The following is a 22,226-nucleotide window of genomic DNA, read 5'->3' on the forward strand; positions in this document are numbered from 1 at the left end:
GAGTAAGGAGAATAATTATGTCTAAAAAAACAATCTACTTTTTATGTACTGGTAACTCTTGCCGAAGCCAAATGGCAGAAGGATGGGCCAAAAAATACTTAGGGGATGAATGGATTGTGAAAAGTGCTGGTATTGAAGCACATGGTTTGAATCCGAACGCCATAAAAGCAATGAAAGAAGTAGGGATTGATATATCCAATCAAACTTCCGACATTATTGACACAGAAATATCAAATAATGCGGACTTAGTGGTTACGTTGTGCGGGGATGCAGCAGATAAGTGCCCTGTCACACCATCGAAAGTGAAACGTGTTCATTGGGGATTTGACGATCCTGCTAAGGTGCAAGGAACAGATGAGGAAAAGTGCGCTTTCTTTAGACTTGTACGTGATAAGATAGGGGAACGTATAAAACAATTTTCAGAAACAGGAAATTAATTTATTTAGTCATTGGCCGATTTATATGTCTCCAAATCTTTAACCTATTACTTCCATCCTTAAACTATAGCGGTGGAGGTTTTTTTATGGTTTACATTTCATCAAATTTTTTTGATAAAACAATTGACAGATGAAAATGTTGGAAGTATGATTAATACATCAAGATAATTTGATTTATAAGAAGGTGAAAAGCATGAATCAAGAGATTCCATTACAAGATGTATCCTTGGAAAAAGCTTTTGAAAAATATGAGCAGAAGTTTAAAGCACTTGCGGATAAAAAGAGACTCAAAATTATGAATATATTAACTCAGCAGGGTACGATGTGTGTATGTGATTTAGCTCCAATGATGGATATGTCGCAATCAAAACTGTCTTACCATTTAAAAATCTTACTAGATGCTAATATTATATTAAAAGAGACGAAAGGTACATGGAGTTATTATACGCTAAATCAGGAAGAACTTAATCATTTACTTTCACATGAACTTTGTTGTTTATTTAAACCTGGTTGTTGTTAATTATTTTCGGATGATAAATCAATTTTTTTTGATTTAATAAATAAAATATTAAAATTATAGGAGGAAGAGCATATGTTAAATGAATATGAAATAATTCAATGGATTAAATTTCGCCAAGAAGAAATAGAAAGAAAAGCAAAGAATGCATGGAAACTACAAAGGGATTCTAATGAAACAAAACCTTTCATCAAGCGTGCTGTTTCTTTTAAATCTTCTATCCATCAACCATGCTGCAATTGTGCATAGCTATAAAGTGAGGGAGTAAAATGACGGTTAACCATGCTGGTATATTAAGCAAAGAATATTTTATCGCCTATTTGAAATTAATAATGTCTCTTTTCGTAACTTTGTTGAGGCTTATAATCAATTGATGGAGAATTAATCAAAAAAAGTTGATTAATATATTGATTCCAATCTTATATTGGAATCTAATATAGATATTATCTATTCAAGGGAGGAGGATGGAAAATGGAATTAACGAATAAAGGGAATGAAAAACAATCAACTTCGTGCTGCGGTACAAATTCGGCAGAAGAAAAAGAAAGTCAAACTGCTGCATCATCTTGTTGTGGATCCAACGCTAATACGGAATCATGTTGTGAATAATGTAATGTTTTATGACTCCTTTGATAAAAATTGAAGGAGTCATTTTAGGGTATAAACAATCTGTATACTTTGAAATCATGCTGAAAAAACAAAGTGCTTTTCAATAATTTCGTTCTTACCATGCAGTATTTATCACTTCTTTTCCTTGGATAATTTATCCCGATCCTGCGCTAATGGAGGTTGCTCTAACCACCTATTTTCAATCATCAAATCCAACCACTCACTCCCTATTTGAGCATTATCAGCAATAGCAGATAGATAATTCGGCTTCAAATCTCGCCTTGGAGAGGTTGCGAATCCTGTCTCGTAATAAATCATAGCCGTGGAATATAAAAATCCAACATGAAACATCATTAATTTATCTGAAAAAGGAGCGATATTTGTATCAGTTACCTCTGCATCTAGTAAAGATGGTACAGGAAGGTTATCCTTATTTAATATTTCATAAAAAGTTTTAATATGCTTATCTTTCGTCTCTACTGCTTTCAATAGAAATTTTCGAAGCTTTTCTGAATGGATAACTTGGCTATAAGCAATGGTTACTGCTTTAGCTAATATACTTTTCTTTAAGTTAAAATAAATATCAGTGATCTCAATACAACTTAAAGGTCTTATATCACCTAGCCATCCGGCAATAAATTGGTCAGATTGAACAAATTCCACTTTATCCGGTGGGAGCAGTGCTGGAGGTCTTTGGTACAACCCTTTATCTAACATAACATCTTTTGTTCGATTACATATTTCCATGGCAGAAATCATACATTCTGTAAAATAGTCACGGACATCCTTGCGAGAACAAGTAGTAACAGCTCCACTATAACCATGACATCCATGGATAGCCATAATGTTGATAAAATGTAAGCTCAAGTTATCGGAAAACAGAGGTTTTGTGTCCGCTATAGTATCATTTTCGGTAAAACCAATCGGTATCGGAAAATTCTCTGCTTTAAAAAATTCTTTTATCTTTTCCATATGTTTTTGACTAAGTAAGACTGCTTGTTCAAAAATGGCTTTTATTTCTGGATCCTGTAAGTGCATTAGGATATGTTTGTTAAAGCAAATGGCAGCGGAATCATTAAGATATTGGGACCAAAGTGCTGCAATCTCAGCTGAAGTTAGTTTTGGATTATGACTAGAATTCATTATTACACCTCAATGGAGTTTTATTTATGTTTTGCAATAAGAGAATTTAATATGCCATCTGGATACATGAGTGGACAAAAATATTGGGAAATACTGCATGAGAACTCTCGCGGGGGGAAGAAGACCATGATAAAATCGTAAATAAGGGATTTGAACGGTTTAACAGACATGAAAAGCTTAGGGAGGAATTTCGATTGGGACGTATTCTGGAGGTTTTAAAGGTTTCAACACGACTAGGACTCACGTCTTTTGGAGGACCTATTGCTCATTTAGGATACTTCCATGCGGAGTACGTAAAAAGGAAAAAATGGTTGGATGAGAAGAATTATGCTGATTTGGTTGCTCTTTGTCAGTTTCTTCCCGGACCAGCAAGCAGTCAAGTTGGAATTGCTATTGGCATTCAACGGGCTGGATTAATCGGTGGATTGATGGCATGGTTAGGATTTACTCTTCCTTCTGCCATCGCACTCATGATTTTTGCCTGGATACTGAAAGGGATTAATATCCAGCATGCAGGCTGGTTACATGGCCTAATGATTGTAGCAGTAGCTGTTGTGGCTCAAGCTGTCTGGGGCATGGCCAGTAAGCTTGCAACAGGAAGAATACGAGGTACCATTGCAATACTCTCAGCGGTAGTAACTTTATTGGTTCCTGCCTCAATGGTTCAAGTTGCGATCATTATCATAGCAGGAATGATTGGATGGTTATTTTTAAAAACGGATTCGCTACAGGAAATGAAACCGATACAAATTCCAATCAGTAAAAAAACAGGTATTGCTTTTTTATCCCTATTTTTTGGATGTCTTTTCCTCTTACCACTTTTAAGGCTCGGTTTTCATAATCAAGGCCTTGCCATGTTTGATAGTTTCTATCGTGCAGGAGCATTAGTATTTGGTGGTGGTCACGTAGTTTTACCTCTATTACAGCAGGATGTAGTGCCAACAGGGTGGATGACAAATGCACAATTTCTAGCAGGATATGGAGCTGCACAAGCTGTGCCAGGACCGCTTTTCACCTTTTCTGCCTATCTCGGTTTCGTAATGAAATCATTTCCTAATGGAATTATCGGTAGTTTGTTTGCACTATTAGCTATTTTTTTACCTGCATTTTTGCTGGTTGCAGGGGCCATGCCATTTTGGAATATTATTCGTATGAAACCTGGCTTTCAATCCGCCCTTGCTGGAATTAACGCATCAGTAGTAGGGATTTTGCTTGCATCTTTATATAATCCAGTATGGACCAGCGCAATTAAAACACCATATGATTTCTGCTTAGCAATTATAGCCATAGCTTTACTTATGATTTGGAAGCTTCCACCGTGGATTGTTGTAATTATTTGTGCACTCGGCGGGATCTTATTATCATGAAAAAAGGGGAAGGTTCTTTCGTTTGAATCGAGAAAACGAAAGAACCTTCTCCCTTTGTTTAATGGAAAGCCACTTTTGGAAATAAGGTATATACTGAATATTACTTTGATTGTAGGAAAAACTATGTAAAACACAAAAAGGGAGCTTTCTGTATGGACACGCTTAAACCAATTAATATAGACACACCGAAATCGGACCTGAGTGAAGAACTCACATCCGCCGAAATGGGAAAACTGTGGGCTACATATATGGGAAACAGTATGTCAAAATGTATTTTGAAGTATTATCTTCAACATGTTGATGATCCAGATATAAAAACTCTGTTAGAAAATGCATTAACATTAAGTACAGAGTTTCTAAAAATAACGGAAGGAATTTTTAAGAAAGAAAATTTCCCTCTTCCTAAGGGGTTTTCGGAAGAAGAGGATCTTAACATAGGTGCCCCTCGCTTGTTTCAAGATGAATTCTATGTGCATTATTTAAAATACGCAGCCAAAGCAGGGATGAGTATTTATAATGTGGCAGTACCTCTCGTTTTTAGAAAAGATGTGGAAGAGTTCTTTGTTTATTGTATGGATTCTACTATGGCATTAATGAAACAAATCAAAGAAATTTTAATTGGGAAAGGCCTCATTAGCAAACCACCTATTATACCAATCCCCGATAAAGTAGAATTTATACACAAGAATTTCTTAAATGGTTTTTTGGGTGATGTGCGGCCACTACATGCATTAGAGATTACCCATCTTTACGATAATATTGAAAACAATGTCACTAGTAAAGCACTCATAATGGCATTTAGCCAAGTGGTTAAATCAGATAAAATTCGAGATCTGTTTATTCGAGGAAAGAATTTCACTCATAAGCATGTTGAAAACTACATAGCAAAGCTTCATCATGAAGATTTGCCTGCACCATCTTTTATTGATCATTTGGTTACAACATCAACATTTGCTCCATTTTCAGATAAATTAATGTTATTTCATAAAATGGACATGTTCGCCATGAAAATTAGAGGATACGGGAATTCTGTGGCTGTAAGCGGAAGACATGATATCGGGCTTATGTATACAAAGTCATTAATGAACCTTGCATCATTTGTTGAAGATGCTGCAAAGCTTATTATAGAGAATGGTTGGTTTGAGCAGCCACCTTATGCCGTTGATAGAAACAAGCTGGCGAAAGACGAATAGCCATCACTTGAAGCAACTACCTGCTTTCAAAACATCCAAAAGAAAATGGTTGTCCGTGAAAAAATGAAGCAGTCATAGTTCTTTAGATGGGAGCCCATTCACTGGAGCTCCTTTCTTTATTAAAATTACTCGTTACTTTCTTTTATTTTTCTCCTATCCTCCATTTGCGGTGGTTCTTCCAACCAACCATACTTAATCATAAGCCTGATTCCTTCATCTGCATAAAAATATATATCTTTTACGCCCCATGCCGTTTTTAAGGAAAAATCATTTTCTTAAACTGAAAATAGTGCGGAAGCTGCCGCCTATAATACCGAAACCATTAGGCAGAAAAGAACAATACATCATTAATTTTTCGGGAAAGGTGCTATGGTTAACTTCGTTACTATTGCTCCGGAAGTCACAGAAAACTGAACATCACTTTCTATGAGTATCTCTTCAAATGTTTTAATTAGTTTTTTCGTAATCTTATTTGAAAATTTAATAAACTAAAAAACAGTGAATGTTTCAATACTAATAATAGAATTATTAGTGGATAACATCATTTTTTTTATCGATATACAAGCTTCCATCTTTTTGAACCTCCGCATAAAAAACATCTGAGATAGAGGGGATTCCTGCATCCTTGAGTTTTTCCTCTAACCACTGTTCATCTAAGTTCAATTTAGATAGATTCCCATTGATAATTTTACCTTCCGAAACAACTCCCGTTGCAATGGGGTAAATATCCATGTTTTGTGTGATATGCATATCACTTTTTGTTACAGATTGTTTTTCTTGTTTTTTTATAACAGATATACTTCCATCTGTTTCAAAGATTGCGTAATCTACATCAGCAACAGAAAAAACATTTTTTTTTCGCAATAGAGAATTTAATGTATTTACATCTAGCCGTGCCCTACTTAAAGTATCTTCTAATATTTCTCCTTTTCTGATAAGAATAATTGGCTCACCTTGAACAGCATAATGGACCTTTTTTGATTTTATGTCTAAATAATCCAGCGCTATTGTAAAAAGACTCCAACCTATTAACGCAATTAAACCATTGCGGATACTGGTAGATGGACTCATCGCAAGTGAGGCGCCAATTGTACCGATGGATATGGCAGAAACAAAATTGAAAAAGGTTATCTGAGAGATTTCTTTTCTCCCCATTATCCTAGTTAAAATAAGTAAGGTTATAAAGGCAATGGCAAGTCTTAGTATTAAAACTCCAACGGACAAGGTTTTATCCTCCTTCATCTGGAAAGATTTCGTTATTATTCTTTCTTACAGATGTAATTTCATACAGTATTTTCCTTCCATATAACAAATCTCTAATGCTGATACACCTTTGAAATAATTCGTAATAAACAATCCCGACTTTTCCATGACAGGATTAATTTCGGTAAATGTATGAATCAGGATATTATTACCTAAACCTCGCGAAATAGGTTCATAGCAATTATATGTGGCATTCAAATACAATCCCCAGATTTTGGATAATGAAATACTATGTTACAGCTGATAGCCTAGTAAGTAAGACAAACAGTGAAACAACTAGGAGGTTATATAGATGAATAAACTGAAAAAGCTACTCTTAGCGACAGGTTTAATCGCATCCATGTCGACCTTTGCATTAACAAATCAATCGGATGCAGCCACATCGAATTATAAGGTACAAAAAGGTGAAACATATTGGAAGATTGCAAATAAATTTGGTGTTTCGGTAAACAGTTTAATGGAAGCAAATCATGCGAAAAATTCTAATCTTAACGTTGGACAAAGTATCATCATCCCTAATTCAGCTGTATCGTCAGCAGATAAGGATCTAATGGCGAGGCTTGTACATGCTGAAGCAGTAGGTGAGCCGTATGCCGGGAAGGTTGCCGTTGCGACGGTTGTATTAAACCGTGTAAAAGATTCTAACTTTCCTTCCACCATTAAAGGGGTTATTTATCAAATAGAGTCGGGACATTATGCATTTACACCTGTTCAAAATGGAAGAATTAATCAACAGGCAGATGCAGAATCGAAAAGAGCGGTTAATGAAGCAATAGCATTTAATAGTCAAAGTCAAGGATCATTATATTTTTACAATCCAAAAACAGCAAAAAGCAGCTGGATATTTTCACGAAAAACAACCGTAACGATTGGGAATCATCGTTTTGCTAAATAATTCGAAAAGAGCCACTTCTACAAATTGGCTCTTTTCATTTTACCCTTGGAATTCAAATTACCATCTGTTAAACTATTTGTAATAAGATGGCGATGGAGTTCGCCAAAACCGCTTTTTAAGCTAATGACTCCTACCAGTAATATTTTTTATTGGTAGGAGTCTTTTTGTTGTACATATTAGTTTTTAGAGGTGAAATAATTGGTATATCTATTTGTTGGCATCGCAGGTATTATCGGGGCTTTATTAAGGTATTATTTTGGGGTTGCGGTACATTCATGGTGGCATTCGGCGTTTCCGCTTTCTACGCTATTACCCAATATAATTGGTTGTTTTGTACTTGGTTGGATCACTACATACTTATCAAAAATAGATAAAATTCCTTCCAATCTCATTACAGCATTTGGAACCGGGTTAATAGGTTCCTTTACAACCTTTTCAACCTTTAGTGTTGAAGCCGTTCAATTATTAGAGGACTCCCGATGGTATTTAGCAATAACCTATATATTAATCAGCATATGGGGTGGACTTCTGATGGCATGGGGTGGCTTTCGATTTGGCAGGTATCATATTCGAAAGTCGATCAGCCTTAAAGGTGGGAACAAATGATGGTCATAAACAGCCTTCTTGTAGCAATAGGCGGATTTTTTGGAGCAATCGCACGTTTTGGTATAAGCAATCTTGTGAAAAAGCACTATCATTCCTCCTTTCCCATTGCAACCATATTTGTCAATTTACTCGGTGCTTTTTTACTTGGATTTATGAAAGGAGAAGGGATTGGAGATATAGGGACATTACTGTTTGGGACGGGTTTTATGGGGGCATTCACTACTTTTTCCACCTTTAAGGTGGAGAATATCGAACTCTATGATCAGAAAAAATGGCTTGTAATGGTTTTGTATTTGGGAGTAAGTTATACATTTGGCATCCTGTTCGCATTTTTGGGGATGGTTTTAGGGAGTTAATAAGAAAAAGGAGAGGGGAGTCCTCTCCTTTCCTTAATTTATATTTTAAGTTCAATTATTGGACGAGTATATTTTTTGATAAAATAGCTTCCTAAAAATACACATATTCCAAATGAGAGAATGATTAGGGTTATATATTGATCAGACATCGCATCTAAGGTGTCGTTGGAAACAAATGACTGAATCGTCTTGATGATAAATCCATGTAACAAATACACATACAATGTCCGCTCTCCGATTACGGTTAATTTAAAGCCCCCTGAAGGAACGATGGATAAAAATCCATAAATGACAATTGCTGTTAGAAAATATTGCGAAGCACGAATAAGTCCATCCGTTATTTCTTTTGTTCCCATTCCTGCGTAAGAAGTATCACCTAACAGCCAAGAAACGGCATCTTTTGGAAACAACGTCCCGAATAGCAGCATCGTTCCAATAAGAACAGTAAAGCCGATTATCGTAGAGTATCTTACCTTTTTTACTAGCTGTAAATGTTGTGGTTCTAATAAATATCCCAAAAGAAAATAAGGGAAAAATACAAATGTCCTAGAAAGGGAAAGAAAGCTGCCGACATTGTCCAAATACCCTATTCCAATTCCAATTAATACGGCAATAGCCAAGCCAACCCATTTTAATCTTGCAAATACATAGAGTAAAAGATTCCAACAGAATAAGCTTAATAAAAACCACAATGTCCAATGTGGATTTAGCAGATCAAATTTTAGGTTTGATTCATGGCCATTCCAATAATAGAAAACAGAATAAATGACTTGAAAAATGATATATGGAAGCAAAATTTTCTTGATGGATTTCCAAAGATGCCCTTTTTTGTTAAAGCTTTTTGAAAAATAACCGGAGATTAAGATGAAAGCGGGCATATGAAATAAAAAGATAACCGTATATAAAGTAAATAATATGTCATCATTTCTTTTTAAGGGGCTAATTACATGACCGAACACTACTAAAAAAATTAATATGAATTTAGCGTTGTCGAAGTACTGACTCCTGGACGAGGAAGCCATACTTAACACCTCCTAAAGCAATTTAAACCTATACTAGTATAACTCTTTTTATACCCAAATTAAGTGTGGGTAAACTAGTATAAATATCACGAATCAATAAAACATGTAGAAAAAATGAAGTGATATTTTCGAGATAATAGTTGTCCAATCTACACAAATACTACTTTACGATATTAATATTACAATTACATGATAAAGGTTTTAAAAAGAGGTGATATATTAATATGTAATTTGCCATATTTGAAAACATTGAAATAAAGAAGATAAATTAGAGGCTGAATTGGGGGGAAGATTAAAAAATGTAGAAAAAAAAGACACTTTTATATCAAATGATAAAAGTGTCTTATAGAATCATCTTATTACTTTACAAGTTAGCCATGTCTAGCTCCAAGTGAAATTGCAACTCAAATTTCAATAAGTGAAATTGCAACTCAAATTTCAATAAGTGAAATTGCAACTCAAATTTCAATAGGTGAAATTGGCAATTCAAATTTCAATAAGTGAAATTGGCAATTCAAATTTCAATAAGTGAAATTGGCAATTCAAATTTCACTCATCCATACGCCGATATGCAAGGCGCTTACATCTTTCATATCAACAACAACGGTTAACTTTTCCACTTTCGTATTTTTCTTTTAAGGCATACATATAATATTCCTTTTCCGACATAATTGGCTCATTTGGATGCTTCCTTTTCCGATGGGCAACATATTGATCGTAATTAGGAAGTCCAAAGATGATTTTAATATTACATTGAATTTTCTTGATGGTAGCAGTAATGGTATTCATTTAGGATCACCTGCTGATTGGTACATTCGGAAATTTTGTCTGAACAAAAGGAGTTTCGTGCAATTCTGATTTCTTTTTCTTAATCAGAATATTATACCATACCCTTAAGGAGGCAATTACCATTAAAAGTACGATAGCAATAAATATAATAGTCAGGGTTGCATCCAGCCGGTCATTGAAAACAATTTGCTTCATGACATCCATATTGGTTGCTGGACCAATTACTTTTCCGCTATTGATACCATCCTGATATATTTTTGCATGGGCAAAAAATCCGATGGCAGGTACGGATGAAAATAGCTTCATAAAAGCTGCAGTAAGCGTAGTAACGGTCAAGAAAACATAAGGAACTATTGTCACCCAAGCGTAGCTTGCTTTCCCCATTTTAATGATTATGGTGGTTGCTACAGCCAAGGCAATAGCCGCTAGCATTTGGTTGGATATACCAAATAGTGCCCATAAGGAGTTTATTCCTCCGAACGGATCAATTGCACCTTGATAGGTGATATATGCCCAGCCAATCGTGATAAGTGCTGAGGCAATGATATTTGCCACAAGATTATTTGTTTTCCCAAATGGCTTATAGAAGTTTCCTACTAGATCCTGAAGCATAAAACGTCCAATTCTTGTTCCAGCATCAATAGTCGTTAAAATAAATAATGCTTCAAAGAGAATGGCGAAGTGATACCAAAATGCTTTCGCTCCAGCTAGAAAGCTTGTGAAAATTTCTGCCATTCCTACCGCAAGTGTTGGAGCACCACCAGTTCTGGAGAGAATGGAAGTTTCCCCAATTTCCTTTGCAGCATTTGTTATATCACTTGCTGACACTTGAAAACCCCAGCTTGAGATAACGGATGCTGCATTTGCCGCTTCCGTTCCAATGGTAGCTGCAGGAGCGTTCATTGCAAAATAAAGTCCAGGGTGGAGAGAACAAGCGGCAATTAATGCCATTATCGCTACACCAGATTCCATTAGCATTCCACCATAACCAATAAATCGGGAGTGGGATTCTTTTTCTAACATTTTTGGTGTAGTTCCAGATGAAACGAGTGAATGGAAGCCGGAAACAGCACCGCATGCAATGGTAATAAATAAAAATGGGAATAAGTTACCTGCAAAAACCGGACCACTTCCATCCATGAATTTGCTGATTTTTGGCATATGAAGATCAGGAAGTACAATTAAAATACCTGCGGCTAATAAAAAGATAACACCAATTTTTAAGAATGAGCTTAAGTAATCGCGAGGAGCAAGTAATAGCCAAACCGGAAGAATAGATGCAACAAATCCATAAATTCCAATCATTATAGCCAGTTGGCCGCCAGTAAAGGTGAATGCTTTTGCAAGTTCAGGGTCGGCCGCAATGTATTGTCCTCCCCAAAGAGCCATCATAAGTAGGATAAATCCAATAATAGACCCTTCTAATACTTTTCCTGGGCGAATAAAACGCATATAAATACCCATTAAGATAGCAATAGGAATCGTACAAGCAATAGTAAATACTCCCCATGGAGATCCAGCAAGCGCTTTCACTACAACGAGTGCTAAAACGGCTAGTAAAATAATCATAATAGCTAAGATGCCAATGGAAGCGATAATTCCCCCAAATGGACCAACTTCTTCTTTAGCCATTTGCCCTAGAGACTTTCCATTTCTTCGCATGGAACCCATTAATATTACAGCATCTTGAACTGCTCCCGCTAGAACAACTCCGATAATAATCCATAGAGCGCCAGGCAAATATCCCATTTGTGCAGCCAAAATTGGCCCTACAAGCGGTCCAGCCCCTGCAATCGCCGCAAAATGATGGCCAAACAGTACCCATTTATTCGTCGGTACATAGTCTTTTCCATCATCATTAATTTCAGCAGGTGTTGCTCGATTATCATTTAATTTGAAAATCTTATAGGCGATAAATTTACTATAAAAGCGGTATGCAACTGCATAAGTACAAACTGCGGCAATTACAAGCCATGCAGCAGAAATGGTCTCTCCATTTGCCAGCGCAAGCAATGCAAAAGCAACAGCACCTAGAATAGAAATAAGCGTCCAAACTAAAATGGATAGAATTTTCTTATTCAACTCTCTTAACTCCCCTCTTTTTATTATGAACCGGAAATATTGAGTTGTAAGAATTAACCCCCTTAACGAATGATTTAGAATATTCCCAATTCAACAAAAATGATAACCTAGACAAACTGTTTAATCAAGAGTAAAAATGGTTATTTTCCAGAATGAAACATGACATTTTACGACATTTGCACATGTTTGAAATTTTACGAAATCTCCTTTCTGCTATATGAATAACCACCTATTTAGGTTAGATTTGTTAAAATAAATAATAGTAAGGAGGAGAATCTATTGATTAGACATGCTAAAAAAAATGATCCGGAATTGTATGTTAAGGACATCTCAGAGTTAACATATGAGATTTTAAAAGACTTAGGAATAAATGTTCTTGATCAACAGTCAAAAGCTAAAATTGTGGAATTTCTAAAGGAATTGTTTTATAAAGAGGGCAATCGTTTTAGCTATCATAATATTTTAGTAAAGGAAATGGATGGTCGAATTGTTGGAATTGCGATAATTTATCATGGCAAGGATGCAGCAGATTATGATAAAAATTTCGTTTCTTTTCTGCAAGAAAAGTTTGATGCTACTCACGTTATTCTTTCAAAAGAAACGGAGACAGATGAATTTTATTTAGATTCATTAGCAGTTTCTGCAAACTATCGAAATAAAGGTATTGGTGGTCAACTGCTAAAAGCATTTGAAGAAAAAGGATACGCAATGGAATATAGTAAATTATCCTTGAATGTGGATAGGGACAACGAAAAAGCATATCACTTATATTTGAAAAATGGATATGAATATGAGTCTACATTTGATTTATATGGGCATCCTTATTTACATATGGTGAAGAAGCTTTCATAATTCATTTTATAACTGGTTGGAAAAAGTTTCGCTAGAACAACATTTTTAGAATGATTTCAAAGAGTTCACCTCATATTAAAAGCGTACATTCGGGCAAAAATCTTTCTCTAGACCCACCTGATAACGATTTGTTACGATAACCATGTTGCTTTTTATAAATCGTTATTTTTTAAATTAAAAAATCATTTAAGTAAAGTATTGGAGTATCTTTTCTTAGAGAAAAATAAATAGTAACAAGTATGAGAAAAGCAACTCAGGACGGAATACTATTAATTTTGAGGTGTTAATATAGTGGGTGCTCGTGAATCTTTAGCGAGAAGAGTCGCTTGGATAAGTGTTTGGAGTAATTTGTTCTTAACTGTAGGAAAGATTATTGCCGGTTGGTTTGGACGAAGTGATGCCGTTTTGGCTGACGGTATTCACTCAGCTGCTGATGTATTTGCCTCCATCATTGTTCTTTTGGTGATTAAAGTTGCTAACAAACCTGCCGATGAAGATCATCCATATGGACATGGGAAAGCGGAGGTCATCGTCTCCGGTGTAGTAGGAATTTTGTTATTTCTAATATCGTTTTACATTCTGTACGAAGGAATTACAGGATTTTTCCATCCTATAGAACCGCCAAGATTATTAGCAATGTGGATTGCCATTCTCTCCTATATTATTAAGGTGTTATTATACAAATGGTCTTATAAGGTTGCTAAACAGAATAGCAGCAAGGCAATTGAAGCAATTGCCTTAGATCACAAAGCTGATATTGTTGCTTCTATTGCAGCTGCCATTGGTGTATTTATATCCTTCCTTGGCATTCATTTCGATATGAAAATATTATTGTATGGAGATAAGGTCGCCAGTATTTTTGTCGCTTATTTAATTTTTAAAATATCAAAGGAAATGTTAAACGAGGCTTTTCAAATTTTGATTGAACGAAATATTGATATGGAAATTATCCAGGGGTATATTTCAATCATATCCGAGTTTGAAGAAGTAAGAAGGATTGATAAAATTCGAGCGCGTGAGCATGGAAATTATATTTTAGTTGATTTGCGAATTTCCGTTGATCATTTTAAAACAATCAAAGAAGGCCATGATCTTTCCCGAAAAATTAAACAGAAGCTCATGGAGAAAAATGATAATATTCGGGAAGTGCTTATTCATCTTAACCCTTATTTTCCGGCGGAGATGAAAGAAGAAAAATAATGAAGCATATGTACCGGTAGGAAAAATGTTCTGTGAAAGCTAGAATGAAAGACATTTTTCCTGTGTATTACGATAAAAAGTCCTTCACAGCCGGTATGAAGGACTTTTATTAGGTTCATCAACAATAAAAAGTTTTTTGAGAATTCCACCCCTACCTCCAAAAACTTAAATCTTATCATTAAACCAGCCTTTCTTTTTAAACCACAGCGGGAGTCCGATTCCGATTATAAGCATGATTATCCATACAATGATATATCCGTATTTCCATTTCAACTCGGGCATATTGTCAAAATTCATTCCATATACTCCAACAATAAAGGTTAGTGGAAGAAAGATCGCGCTTAACAGGGTAAGTTTAATGACAATTTGATTGCCGTGAAATGCATTTAAGGAAATGTAGGAATCTCGTATATCTGCAGTTAGTTCTCTTGAATCCTCCACAATCTCCGATAGCCTGAGCAAATGATCATATATATCGCTAAAATAGCCGTGATATTCCTGAATACCAGTAATGCGGCTTGAATTTAAAATTCTATACACTAAATCACGCATTGGATAGATTGTTCTTCTAAGACGTAGAAGATCGCTTCGAATATCGAATACCTCGTCCATTAATGCGGTTGTCGTTAACCCTTTTGTATTCTCCTCTGCATCATTCAACCTATCCTCCATCGCATAAATGATGGGGAAATAAAGGTCTACTGCCTCATCTAAAATAGAGTGGAAAATACGCAGTGGAGTCGGGAGATTTCCTGATTCAATTTTTTTATAAATTTTATCTAAATAAATGAGTGATTCAAAATGAAAGGTAACAATAAAATTTTGACCTAGGAAGCAATCTATTTCCTTTACTACGGAGGTATCGGGATTTAATGCATGAAATACAAAAAAAGTATAATCTTCGTAATGATCAAGCTTTGGTCTTTGGATATATAGAAGACAGTCTTCGATTGCTAAAGGATGAAAATGAAAAAAGCTTGATAATAGCTCCGATTCACTTTCGGTAGGTTTTTCAAAATCAACCCAATACCATTTATATTTAGCGAAGGATAAGTCATTTAAAGTAATATCTCTATGCAGTTTATTATCATGAGTTAGTGCTATAATCCGTAACATATAATTCACCTTGTCCTATGATCTATTCCCAGGTTTCATTTCGGATATACTCTTAGTCTAACCTTACTTTCAGAAAGCACCTGAGACAGCAGGTAGGGTAGTTTACCCCTCTAAAAAAGAAGCTCCATTTTTTTCATGGAGTCATTCAGTGTTCTTATTATAATATACTTTTTTGGTCCAAGGAAATCATCATTTGAATATAAATATTCTTGATACTTTTATCAAAAAACTTAAACGATTTTAAAATGGAAAATTTCTGGTGAAGGTCAATAAGAAATAATAAAAGATATTCTGTGTCTAGCAATGTGGTTTAATCGATTTGACATTAATTATTTCCTACCACTAATCCCTAAGATCTCATTATTGAAGTCATTAATAAAAACTTTAATTTCACCAAGGCTAGGGTCATTTTTTGTTATAAAAGTAACTTTTGTTACCTTTAGCCCTTTTATATTTATTTCTTTACCATTTAATTTATCTATAATAAATAAGTCTGTCTTTGGAGTGAAACTTTCTACCTTTGCATCTTTCCAATTTATTATAGTTTTTTTTGTCGTTGGCGCGAGGTAGTTATAGGATAATTCAATTCTTTTGCTATTTTCTGAGTTGCATCCTAACACTATTAAAATTATGGAAATACATAGAATAATTCTTAACCTTTTCATTAGCATAGTGCCTCCTAGACTGCAAAATAATTAGCAAACAGAATCTTGTAGGACATTTATGGCAAATATATAAATTGTAAATTATTTACTCTCAAATTTAGTTTAAATAGTCTTTATATAGTATTTCTAGTTCGCTCCTCCATTTATTATGTTTATCTAAGATTTCCTTTTCATATAAAAATGTTTCGAGGTCATCTAGGTTATTACGTTCATTTATTTGGAAAATTATATACTAGAAGTATATAATGAAAAATCTTAAAAATTTTAATCACTTTACAAGTTAGTGAACGATCACCTTCCCCCATCATCAATTCCTTTTAAAAATGTGTACCTCCCTTTGATTCGAGACACCTCATATATAGTGAATGTATTATTTATTTTATAGTTTAAAAAACGAATTATTAAATAAAATTGGGAATGTTTCAATATGAAAACCGACTATTAATGAATAAGCAAAATTTCTTTTATCATTAAATTAGTGAGTTAAATATTGGACTAATTTTATCCAGTGATGCAGTAAATGCAGAATAATAAATGAGTAATACAGTACAATCCTGAATTTTGGCAATTTGTTTTTTTGTATTCACCATTCTCTTTTTGGAACATTATAGTATGTGACTATAAAAGATCTGAACATCTATATTTCGAAAAACATGTCCTATGGATTTGAAAAAGTAGATTGACACTTAAAAAAATTTTTCAAATGATAAATAGTAATTATCGTAAATTCAAAAAATTGCGATATAATTAATTTGCAAAAGTTTTTTTCCATCATTTTCATAGCATGTTTTAAATCGTAATACAGATCAGTGTTTCAGAGGCATCTTTTCTTACTTACAATGTTGATTTATTTTTATCCAATTTAGTTGTTATCTAAGGTTTTTGGATACAAAAGGAATAATTTTAAGACAAGAGTATTTAAAGGAGGAGAAATACGGTGAAACCGATTATTGGAATTACGTCACATGTTGAGCTAGATTCGAAGCATACTCTTGCCAATGATTATATCCAGGCGGTGATAAAAGCAGGAGGAATTCCGGTTATCTTACCAATTGGAATTGACAGTGATGTAAAGCAATTAGCAGAAAAGTTTGATGGTTTGGTATTATCCGGTGGGGGAGATATAGATCCAACCTTATTTGGGGAAGAACCACACCCACATCTGGGGTCAATTTCTCCGGGAAGAGATTCTTTAGAAGTATTGCTTATCCAAGAAATGCTGCAAAGGGATAAGCCAATTCTAGCTATTTGCAGAGGTATTCAAATATTGAATATTGCAGCTGGCGGAGATATGTACCAAGATATCTATCATCAAATGGAAACTCCATTGCTACAGCATGCACAAAAAGCGGCGAGATCCCATTTATCTCATTATGTAAAAGTGGAACCAAATAGCCTGCTGGCTAGAATTGCAGGTCAAACCGAGTTTAAGGTGAATTCCTTCCATCATCAAGCTGTAAGAAATGTAGAACATCCGCTTGTTATATCTGCTGTTGCTTCAGACGGAGTGATCGAAGCGATTGAAAGTGTTGAGCACTCATTCGTGGTTGGGGTGCAATGGCATCCGGAACCATTATCCTTAAATGGTGATCATATTTCTAAACGAATATTCCATAAGTTTGTAGAGTGCTGCCAAAATATTAACGAGAGGTGAAAGGAATGAATATCATTGATCTACACTGTGATGCACTAATGAAAATTGCTGATAGCAAAGGTAAGTTAAATTACGCGGACGCTCCTGAATTAGATACTAATAAAAATCGCCTTCAGAAAGGCGGCGTAAAAGTACAATGCTTTGCTATTTTTATCCATCCAAATATGAAGGCGGAACAAAAATTTCAAGCAGCACTTGATCAAATTGATTATTTCTATAATGAAGTGCTTGCGAAAAATCCTGAAATGAAACAAATAAAGGATTGGGAGGATTTTGACCGTCTAATGCCGGGTGAAATCGGAGCAATGCTTACACTTGAGGGTGTAGATGCAATTGGTAATGACATGCATAAATTAAGCATATTATATCAATTAGGTGTCCGCTCCGTTGGATTAACCTGGAATAATGCTAATTTAGCTGCAGATGGTGCTGGTGAAGAACGTGGTGCTGGTTTAACTACTTTCGGCAAAGAAATTGTGCAGTTTAATAATCAGCATCGGGTTTTAACCGACGTTTCACATTTATGTGAGAAGGCTTTTTGGGATGTAATGGAATACGCTGACTATCCGATAGCAAGCCACTCAAATGCAAGAGCCGTTTGTGATCATGTCAGGAATTTATATGATCAGCAGGCAAAGGCTATGTTTGATAGGGGCGGACTTATTCATGTCGTATATTGTCCTCCGTTTGTAAAGTCAGGAGGGAAAAATGTAACGATTTCTGATTTAATCAAGCATATTGATCACTTCTGTTCTCTAGGAGGAGTTAGCCAGATCGGGTTTGGTTCAGACTTTGATGGAATTGATACGTATATTCATCATTTAGAAGATTCCTCCATGTATCAGAATCTTATTAATGAGCTATTAAAGTATTATTCTGAAGATCAAGTAAGGGGCTTTGCATATGAAAATTTTATGAATCATCGCCCGAAATAAACCATTTTCAGTGAAAAGAGAATACTTACAATACAATAGCATAACCCTATATATATCCAAGGTTTTGAAGGGATGAAGGTTTTTTTGGCGGGATAAAATCCCGTCGCCCTTCCCTCGATTTCTTGGATCACCTGCTCTCTCTTGCTTATTACCCGAAGAAAATGTTTGAAACTATGAAAAAAGGCAGAAAAGAAATCGCTTGCCCAAACAAAAATGATGCTGCCAACTAGTAAATAGACCAAGCCTATATAGAATAAGACATTGACCCAGTGCAGCAAACTCCAGTGATGAAACACAAGAAATATATAGAAGAATGATAAGATTAAAGTAATAAATGCGCTTGTATAGACTTTCCTCATTGTATTTCCCCTTTAAAAAGATTTAAATATTATTTTATCACATATTTTTAGAATATTTAAATTAGTATTGAAAATAGAATAAAAAGAGTATAAACTATTTCGTAAATAGAAAAAATTCTATCAATTAGGGGGAAGGATATGAAAAGAAAAAGAGTAATATCTTTTATCATTTTTATGTTAATTGCTGCCTTATCACTTACCGGATGCGGATTTGGTTCCAATAAGGAAACCGGATCACAGCAAAGCGAAAAAGGTAACAGTGGAAGTAAGAAACAAGTTTTAAATGTAACCGCTTCAGCAGAAATCCCAACCATGGACTCCACGAAAGCTCACGACGCAGTAGCCTTTACCGTATTAAACAATACAAATGAAGGACTGTACCGCCAAGACCAAAATAATCAACCAATATTAGCAATGGCAGAACAAGATAATGTTAGTGCAGATGGAAAAGTACACACCTTTACAATTCGAGATGCAAAATGGAGTAATGGAGATCCTGTTACTGCCCATGATTTTGAATATGCATGGAAAAGGGTAATGAAAGAAGCAGGTCCTTACAATTATATGTTTGTAACTGCAGATGTAAAAAATGCTCAGGCGATAATGGATGAAAAAATATCTGCAGATGAATTAGGAGTTAAAGCGTTAGATGACAAGACATTGGAAGTTACCTTGGAAAATCCAAATCCATTGTTAGAAACATTGCTTACCTTCGGAACATTCCTTCCACAAAACCAAAAGTTTGTAGAAAAAATGGGAGATAAGTATGCACTGGAGGCTGACAATCTATTATCCAACGGGCCTTTCAAATTGGCTGAATGGAAGCATGAATCAAGCTGGAAATATGTTAAAAATCCTACGTATTGGGATGCAAAAAGCGTAAAGCTTGATGAAATCAATGTTTATGTTGTAAAAGATGACACAACAGGCTTAAATCTGTATGAAAGCAAAAAAGTCGACAGAGTTGGCTTAACTGCCGCTACTGTAGATAATTATCGTGACGATAAAGAATTTAAAACAAACACATTAGCAGGTATTGGATTTTTACGTTTCAATCTAAATAATTCGATTCTAAAAAATAAAAATATCCGGAAAGCCATCAATTTTGCAATTGATAAAAAAGGCTTAACCGATATTGCATTAAATAACGGGGCTGTTCCGTTATATGGGGTTGTGCCTAAAAATTATTACTACTCCCCAGATAAAAAGGACTATCGCGAATTAAATGGAGAATTGTTAAAAGGTACAACGGATGATGCAAAAAAATATTGGAATGAGGGATTAAAAGAAACAGGTGCTAAATCTGTAAAATTATCTATCAATATATCAGATGCTGAATCCAGTAAACAAATGGCGGAGTTTATCCAATCTCAATTAGAAACAAATCTTCCTGGTTTCACATTAGAAATTAAAGCGGTACCATTTGAACAAAGACTGGAAATTGAAAAAGCCATAAAGTATGATATTTCCTTATCTACATGGGGACCTGATTATAGCGACCCGATGACATATTTGGATATGTGGGTAACCGGGGGCTCCGCTAACCGTGAACATTACTCTAATCCAAAATATGATGCACTAGTTGAAAAAGCTCGTCTTGAAACAGATAAGGCAAAGAGATATGAAATGCTTTTACAACTTGAAAAAATGCTGTTAGAGGAAGATGTAGCGATTGCTCCTTTATATCAATCTGGAGAAGCAATACTACAGCATAATAATATTAAAGATCTCATTGAACATCCGAGTGGGGCAGATTTCAGCTATAAATGGACTTATATAGAATAGAAACAAGGCTGCTTATCATTTATTTGGTATAAGTATAAGTTTATTACCATAAAATGTTTTACCAAGTTTAGTCTTGTCTAGCTCCAAGTGAAATTTGAAGTGCCAATTTCACTCATTCGTAAGCTAGATCCGCGGCGCTTGCGCTTTTCCTATTGGGGTGTATCAATTGGTGCATCCTCTTTCTTTTCTTCTTATATTAAGGTTGTTTTTGTATGGATTGTTAAATTCCAAAAGCTGATTTTGACCTGATGTTATACGTTTTTTGTTATAAAACCTAATAAAGTCGTAGCTCGGGGCATCTTTTCTTAAGAAAGTTATTCTTCATAACAAATCAGTTCATTACAAGATTTCGTCAGTAAAAGCAACCAAGTTTAAGGAAAGAGCCTATATGAATGAAATCCAACCGAATAGAGGTGTTCAAGTGAAAACGTACTTTTTAAAGAGACTTGTATATATGCTCGTTACCCTTTTTATCATCGTCACTTTTACCTTTTTCTTAATGCATCTTTTACCGGGAACCCCCTTCAATAATCCTGAAAAGCTTTCAGATAAGCAACTGCAAATATTGAATGCCAAATATGGTTTGGACAAGCCAGTTGCCATCCAATACCTTCGTTATTTAGGAAATCTCGTCCAAGGAGATTTAGGAATGTCCTTCCAATATCAGGGGAGAACCGTTGACAGTATGATTATAAGTCGTATAGGACCTTCTGCATTAATTGGATTTCAGGCTATGATATTGGGAACAATAGTGGGTCTAATTCTAGGGATTATCTCTGCACTAAGGCATAATACCATACTAGATTATGGTTCGGTCACATTAGCTGTCTTGGGAATGTCTATTCCTTCCTTTGTATTCGCAGCATTACTTCAATATTATGTTGGAGTTAAACTCGGATGGCTTCCACCCGCACTATGGGAAAGCTATGAATACACATTGCTTCCTTCCTTTGCCCTTTCAGTAGGTGTAATTGCAACGGTTTCACGATTTATCAGGACTGAAATGCTGGAAGTCTTAGGTCACGACTACATTATTACGGCAAGAGCAAAGGGGCTTTCAGAGTCCAAAGTAATTTCAAAGCATGTACTGCGCAATGCATTAATCCCAGTAGTAACCATGCTTGGTCCGATTGCTGTCGGAATTATGACGGGTACTTTGGTTATCGAGAAAATTTTTGCTGTTCCGGGGTTGGGGGAACAATTTACCTTGTCCATATTAGTCAACGATTATAGTGTCATTATGGGAATTACCATATTCTATAGTGCATTATTTATTTTTGTAGTATTTATCGTGGATATTCTATATGGAATCCTTGATCCTCGCATTAATTTAAAGAGAGGAGCGGAAATATGAAACTGGATTTAAATAATAATGCTTCCC

General features: G+C 35.1%; 24 protein-coding genes and 1 riboswitch. Of the genes, 15 read left to right on the forward strand and 9 right to left on the reverse strand.

Annotated features, from left to right (window positions below):
- The first annotated feature begins 17 nt into the window (after window positions 1-17).
- The 4 genes from arsC to KHA87_RS00990 all read left to right on the forward strand — a co-directional run bounded on the left by arsC (window position 18) and on the right by KHA87_RS00990 (window position 1,597).
- Window positions 18-437, forward strand: a complete 420-nt coding sequence (gene arsC, locus KHA87_RS00975) for an arsenate reductase (thioredoxin) (protein WP_213092260.1) — start codon at window positions 18-20, stop codon at window positions 435-437.
- Window positions 438-630: 193 nt separating this feature from the next.
- On the forward strand, window positions 631-957 hold the full coding sequence (locus KHA87_RS00980; RefSeq protein ID WP_213092261.1) for an ArsR/SmtB family transcription factor: 327 nt from the start codon (window positions 631-633) through the stop codon (window positions 955-957).
- A 72-nt stretch (window positions 958-1,029) separates the two neighbouring features.
- Window positions 1,030-1,203, forward strand: coding sequence for a hypothetical protein (locus KHA87_RS00985; protein WP_213092262.1), 174 nt, complete (start codon window positions 1,030-1,032; stop codon window positions 1,201-1,203).
- Between the two features lie 244 nt (window positions 1,204-1,447).
- Window positions 1,448-1,597 carry a hypothetical protein gene (locus tag KHA87_RS00990; RefSeq protein ID WP_213092263.1) on the forward strand — a complete coding sequence of 50 codons (150 nt, stop codon included), beginning with the start codon at window positions 1,448-1,450 and terminating at the stop codon, window positions 1,595-1,597.
- A gap of 98 nt (window positions 1,598-1,695) precedes the next feature.
- On the opposite strand, the gene KHA87_RS00995 is transcribed toward KHA87_RS00990, so the two are convergent.
- Entirely contained in the window at window positions 1,696-2,706 is a 1,011-nt protein-coding gene (locus KHA87_RS00995; RefSeq protein WP_213092264.1) for a DUF3231 family protein, read from the reverse strand.
- A gap of 194 nt (window positions 2,707-2,900) precedes the next feature.
- Here KHA87_RS00995 and chrA point away from each other — a divergent pair, with 194 nt between their 5' ends.
- Together chrA and KHA87_RS01005 are read left to right on the forward strand one after the other, a co-directional pair.
- Complete coding sequence (gene chrA, locus KHA87_RS01000; RefSeq protein WP_249310046.1) at window positions 2,901-4,073, forward strand: chromate efflux transporter; 1,173 nt, start codon at window positions 2,901-2,903, stop codon at window positions 4,071-4,073.
- A 152-nt stretch (window positions 4,074-4,225) separates the two neighbouring features.
- Window positions 4,226-5,266, forward strand: coding sequence for a DUF3231 family protein (locus tag KHA87_RS01005; RefSeq protein ID WP_213092265.1), 1,041 nt, complete (start codon window positions 4,226-4,228; stop codon window positions 5,264-5,266).
- Window positions 5,267-5,391: 125 nt separating this feature from the next.
- Here the strand turns inward: KHA87_RS01005 and KHA87_RS22085 are convergent, their stop codons facing one another.
- Complete coding sequence (locus tag KHA87_RS22085) at window positions 5,392-5,499, reverse strand: hypothetical protein (protein ID WP_349305574.1); 108 nt, start codon at window positions 5,497-5,499, stop codon at window positions 5,392-5,394.
- A gap of 295 nt (window positions 5,500-5,794) precedes the next feature.
- The gene (locus KHA87_RS01015; RefSeq protein WP_213092266.1) at window positions 5,795-6,490 is read right to left on the reverse strand and encodes a YetF domain-containing protein; all 696 of its coding nucleotides are present in this window, start codon (window positions 6,488-6,490) and stop codon (window positions 5,795-5,797) included.
- A 331-nt stretch (window positions 6,491-6,821) separates the two neighbouring features.
- Here KHA87_RS01015 and KHA87_RS01020 point away from each other — a divergent pair, with 331 nt between their 5' ends.
- The 3 genes from KHA87_RS01020 (at window position 6,822) to crcB (KHA87_RS01030) (ending at window position 8,386) form a co-directional block, all read left to right on the forward strand.
- Window positions 6,822-7,424, forward strand: coding sequence for a cell wall hydrolase (locus KHA87_RS01020; RefSeq protein ID WP_213092267.1), 603 nt, complete (start codon window positions 6,822-6,824; stop codon window positions 7,422-7,424).
- Between the two features lie 79 nt (window positions 7,425-7,503).
- Window positions 7,504-7,564, forward strand: a riboswitch (Fluoride riboswitch).
- A gap of 58 nt (window positions 7,565-7,622) precedes the next feature.
- On the forward strand, window positions 7,623-8,030 hold the full coding sequence (crcB, locus tag KHA87_RS01025; RefSeq protein WP_213092268.1) for a fluoride efflux transporter CrcB: 408 nt from the start codon (window positions 7,623-7,625) through the stop codon (window positions 8,028-8,030).
- Complete coding sequence (gene crcB / locus KHA87_RS01030) at window positions 8,030-8,386, forward strand: fluoride efflux transporter CrcB (RefSeq protein WP_213094194.1); 357 nt, start codon at window positions 8,030-8,032, stop codon at window positions 8,384-8,386. The genes crcB (KHA87_RS01025) and crcB (KHA87_RS01030) overlap by 1 nt, the downstream gene beginning before the upstream one ends.
- A 38-nt stretch (window positions 8,387-8,424) precedes the next feature.
- On the opposite strand, the gene KHA87_RS01035 is transcribed toward crcB (KHA87_RS01030), so the two are convergent.
- The 3 genes from KHA87_RS01035 to KHA87_RS01045 all read right to left on the reverse strand — a co-directional run bounded on the left by KHA87_RS01035 (window position 8,425) and on the right by KHA87_RS01045 (window position 12,279).
- Window positions 8,425-9,408, reverse strand: a complete 984-nt coding sequence (locus KHA87_RS01035) for an acyltransferase family protein (protein ID WP_213092269.1) — start codon at window positions 9,406-9,408, stop codon at window positions 8,425-8,427.
- Between the two features lie 594 nt (window positions 9,409-10,002).
- Window positions 10,003-10,197: a YbdD/YjiX family protein gene (locus tag KHA87_RS01040; RefSeq protein ID WP_213092270.1), complete on the reverse strand. Its 195-nt coding sequence runs from the start codon at window positions 10,195-10,197 to the stop codon at window positions 10,003-10,005.
- A 6-nt stretch (window positions 10,198-10,203) separates the two neighbouring features.
- Complete coding sequence (locus tag KHA87_RS01045) at window positions 10,204-12,279, reverse strand: carbon starvation CstA family protein (RefSeq protein ID WP_213092271.1); 2,076 nt, start codon at window positions 12,277-12,279, stop codon at window positions 10,204-10,206.
- Window positions 12,280-12,558: 279 nt separating this feature from the next.
- On the opposite strand from KHA87_RS01045, the gene KHA87_RS01050 reads away from it, so the two are divergent.
- Both KHA87_RS01050 and KHA87_RS01055 read left to right on the forward strand, forming a co-directional pair.
- Window positions 12,559-13,131 (forward strand): GNAT family N-acetyltransferase, encoded by a 573-nt coding sequence (locus KHA87_RS01050; protein ID WP_213092272.1) that lies wholly within the window; start codon window positions 12,559-12,561, stop codon window positions 13,129-13,131.
- Window positions 13,132-13,419: 288 nt separating this feature from the next.
- Window positions 13,420-14,331, forward strand: a complete 912-nt coding sequence (locus tag KHA87_RS01055) for a cation diffusion facilitator family transporter (RefSeq protein WP_213094195.1) — start codon at window positions 13,420-13,422, stop codon at window positions 14,329-14,331.
- Window positions 14,332-14,496: 165 nt separating this feature from the next.
- On the opposite strand, the gene corA is transcribed toward KHA87_RS01055, so the two are convergent.
- Together corA and KHA87_RS01065 are read right to left on the reverse strand one after the other, a co-directional pair.
- Complete coding sequence (gene corA, locus KHA87_RS01060) at window positions 14,497-15,447, reverse strand: magnesium/cobalt transporter CorA (RefSeq protein ID WP_213092273.1); 951 nt, start codon at window positions 15,445-15,447, stop codon at window positions 14,497-14,499.
- 329 nt (window positions 15,448-15,776) lie between these two features.
- Complete coding sequence (locus tag KHA87_RS01065; RefSeq protein ID WP_213092274.1) at window positions 15,777-16,112, reverse strand: hypothetical protein; 336 nt, start codon at window positions 16,110-16,112, stop codon at window positions 15,777-15,779.
- 937 nt (window positions 16,113-17,049) lie between these two features.
- Here KHA87_RS01065 and KHA87_RS01070 point away from each other — a divergent pair.
- Complete coding sequence (locus KHA87_RS01070; RefSeq protein ID WP_213092275.1) at window positions 17,050-17,766, forward strand: gamma-glutamyl-gamma-aminobutyrate hydrolase family protein; 717 nt, start codon at window positions 17,050-17,052, stop codon at window positions 17,764-17,766.
- A gap of 5 nt (window positions 17,767-17,771) precedes the next feature.
- A complete protein-coding gene (locus KHA87_RS01075; protein ID WP_213092276.1) occupies window positions 17,772-18,701 on the forward strand; it encodes a dipeptidase in 930 nt (309 codons plus the stop codon).
- Here the strand turns inward: KHA87_RS01075 and KHA87_RS22555 are convergent.
- Window positions 18,686-19,060, reverse strand: coding sequence for a DUF3899 domain-containing protein (locus KHA87_RS22555; protein WP_213092277.1), 375 nt, complete (start codon window positions 19,058-19,060; stop codon window positions 18,686-18,688). The genes KHA87_RS01075 and KHA87_RS22555 overlap by 16 nt on opposite strands.
- A gap of 138 nt (window positions 19,061-19,198) precedes the next feature.
- Here KHA87_RS22555 and KHA87_RS01085 point away from each other — a divergent pair, with 138 nt between their 5' ends.
- Both KHA87_RS01085 and opp3b read left to right on the forward strand, forming a co-directional pair.
- Window positions 19,199-20,845 carry a peptide ABC transporter substrate-binding protein gene (locus KHA87_RS01085; protein WP_213092278.1) on the forward strand — a complete coding sequence of 549 codons (1,647 nt, stop codon included), beginning with the start codon at window positions 19,199-19,201 and terminating at the stop codon, window positions 20,843-20,845.
- A 388-nt stretch (window positions 20,846-21,233) separates the two neighbouring features.
- The gene (gene opp3b / locus KHA87_RS01090; protein WP_249310048.1) at window positions 21,234-22,199 is read left to right on the forward strand and encodes an oligopeptide ABC transporter permease; all 966 of its coding nucleotides are present in this window, start codon (window positions 21,234-21,236) and stop codon (window positions 22,197-22,199) included.
- Window positions 22,200-22,226: the final 27 nt, after the last annotated feature.

Origin of the sequence: Bacillus sp. FJAT-49736, assembly GCF_018343615.1 — a bacterium.
In the GTDB taxonomy this organism is placed as follows: Bacteria; Bacillota; Bacilli; order Bacillales; family Bacillaceae_C; genus Margalitia.

Coding starts and splice junctions, on each gene's coding strand:
- KHA87_RS00985 (WP_213092262.1), top strand. CDS start 1,030: ATGTTAAATGAATATGAAATAATTCAATGGATTAAATTTCGCCAAGAA.
- crcB (WP_213094194.1), top strand. CDS start 8,030: ATGGTCATAAACAGCCTTCTTGTAGCAATAGGCGGATTTTTTGGAGCA.
- KHA87_RS00995 (WP_213092264.1), bottom strand. CDS start 2,706: ATGAATTCTAGTCATAATCCAAAACTAACTTCAGCTGAGATTGCAGCA.
- KHA87_RS01040 (WP_213092270.1), bottom strand. CDS start 10,197: ATGAATACCATTACTGCTACCATCAAGAAAATTCAATGTAATATTAAA.
- KHA87_RS01075 (WP_213092276.1), top strand. CDS start 17,772: ATGAATATCATTGATCTACACTGTGATGCACTAATGAAAATTGCTGAT.
- KHA87_RS01020 (WP_213092267.1), top strand. CDS start 6,822: ATGAATAAACTGAAAAAGCTACTCTTAGCGACAGGTTTAATCGCATCC.
- corA (WP_213092273.1), bottom strand. CDS start 15,447: ATGTTACGGATTATAGCACTAACTCATGATAATAAACTGCATAGAGAT.
- KHA87_RS01085 (WP_213092278.1), top strand. CDS start 19,199: ATGAAAAGAAAAAGAGTAATATCTTTTATCATTTTTATGTTAATTGCT.
- KHA87_RS01065 (WP_213092274.1), bottom strand. CDS start 16,112: ATGAAAAGGTTAAGAATTATTCTATGTATTTCCATAATTTTAATAGTG.
- KHA87_RS01035 (WP_213092269.1), bottom strand. CDS start 9,408: ATGGCTTCCTCGTCCAGGAGTCAGTACTTCGACAACGCTAAATTCATA.
- opp3b (WP_249310048.1), top strand. CDS start 21,234: ATGAATGAAATCCAACCGAATAGAGGTGTTCAAGTGAAAACGTACTTT.
- KHA87_RS22555 (WP_213092277.1), bottom strand. CDS start 19,060: ATGAGGAAAGTCTATACAAGCGCATTTATTACTTTAATCTTATCATTC.
- arsC (WP_213092260.1), top strand. CDS start 18: ATGTCTAAAAAAACAATCTACTTTTTATGTACTGGTAACTCTTGCCGA.
- KHA87_RS00990 (WP_213092263.1), top strand. CDS start 1,448: ATGAAAAACAATCAACTTCGTGCTGCGGTACAAATTCGGCAGAAGAAA.
- KHA87_RS00980 (WP_213092261.1), top strand. CDS start 631: ATGAATCAAGAGATTCCATTACAAGATGTATCCTTGGAAAAAGCTTTT.
- KHA87_RS01005 (WP_213092265.1), top strand. CDS start 4,226: ATGGACACGCTTAAACCAATTAATATAGACACACCGAAATCGGACCTG.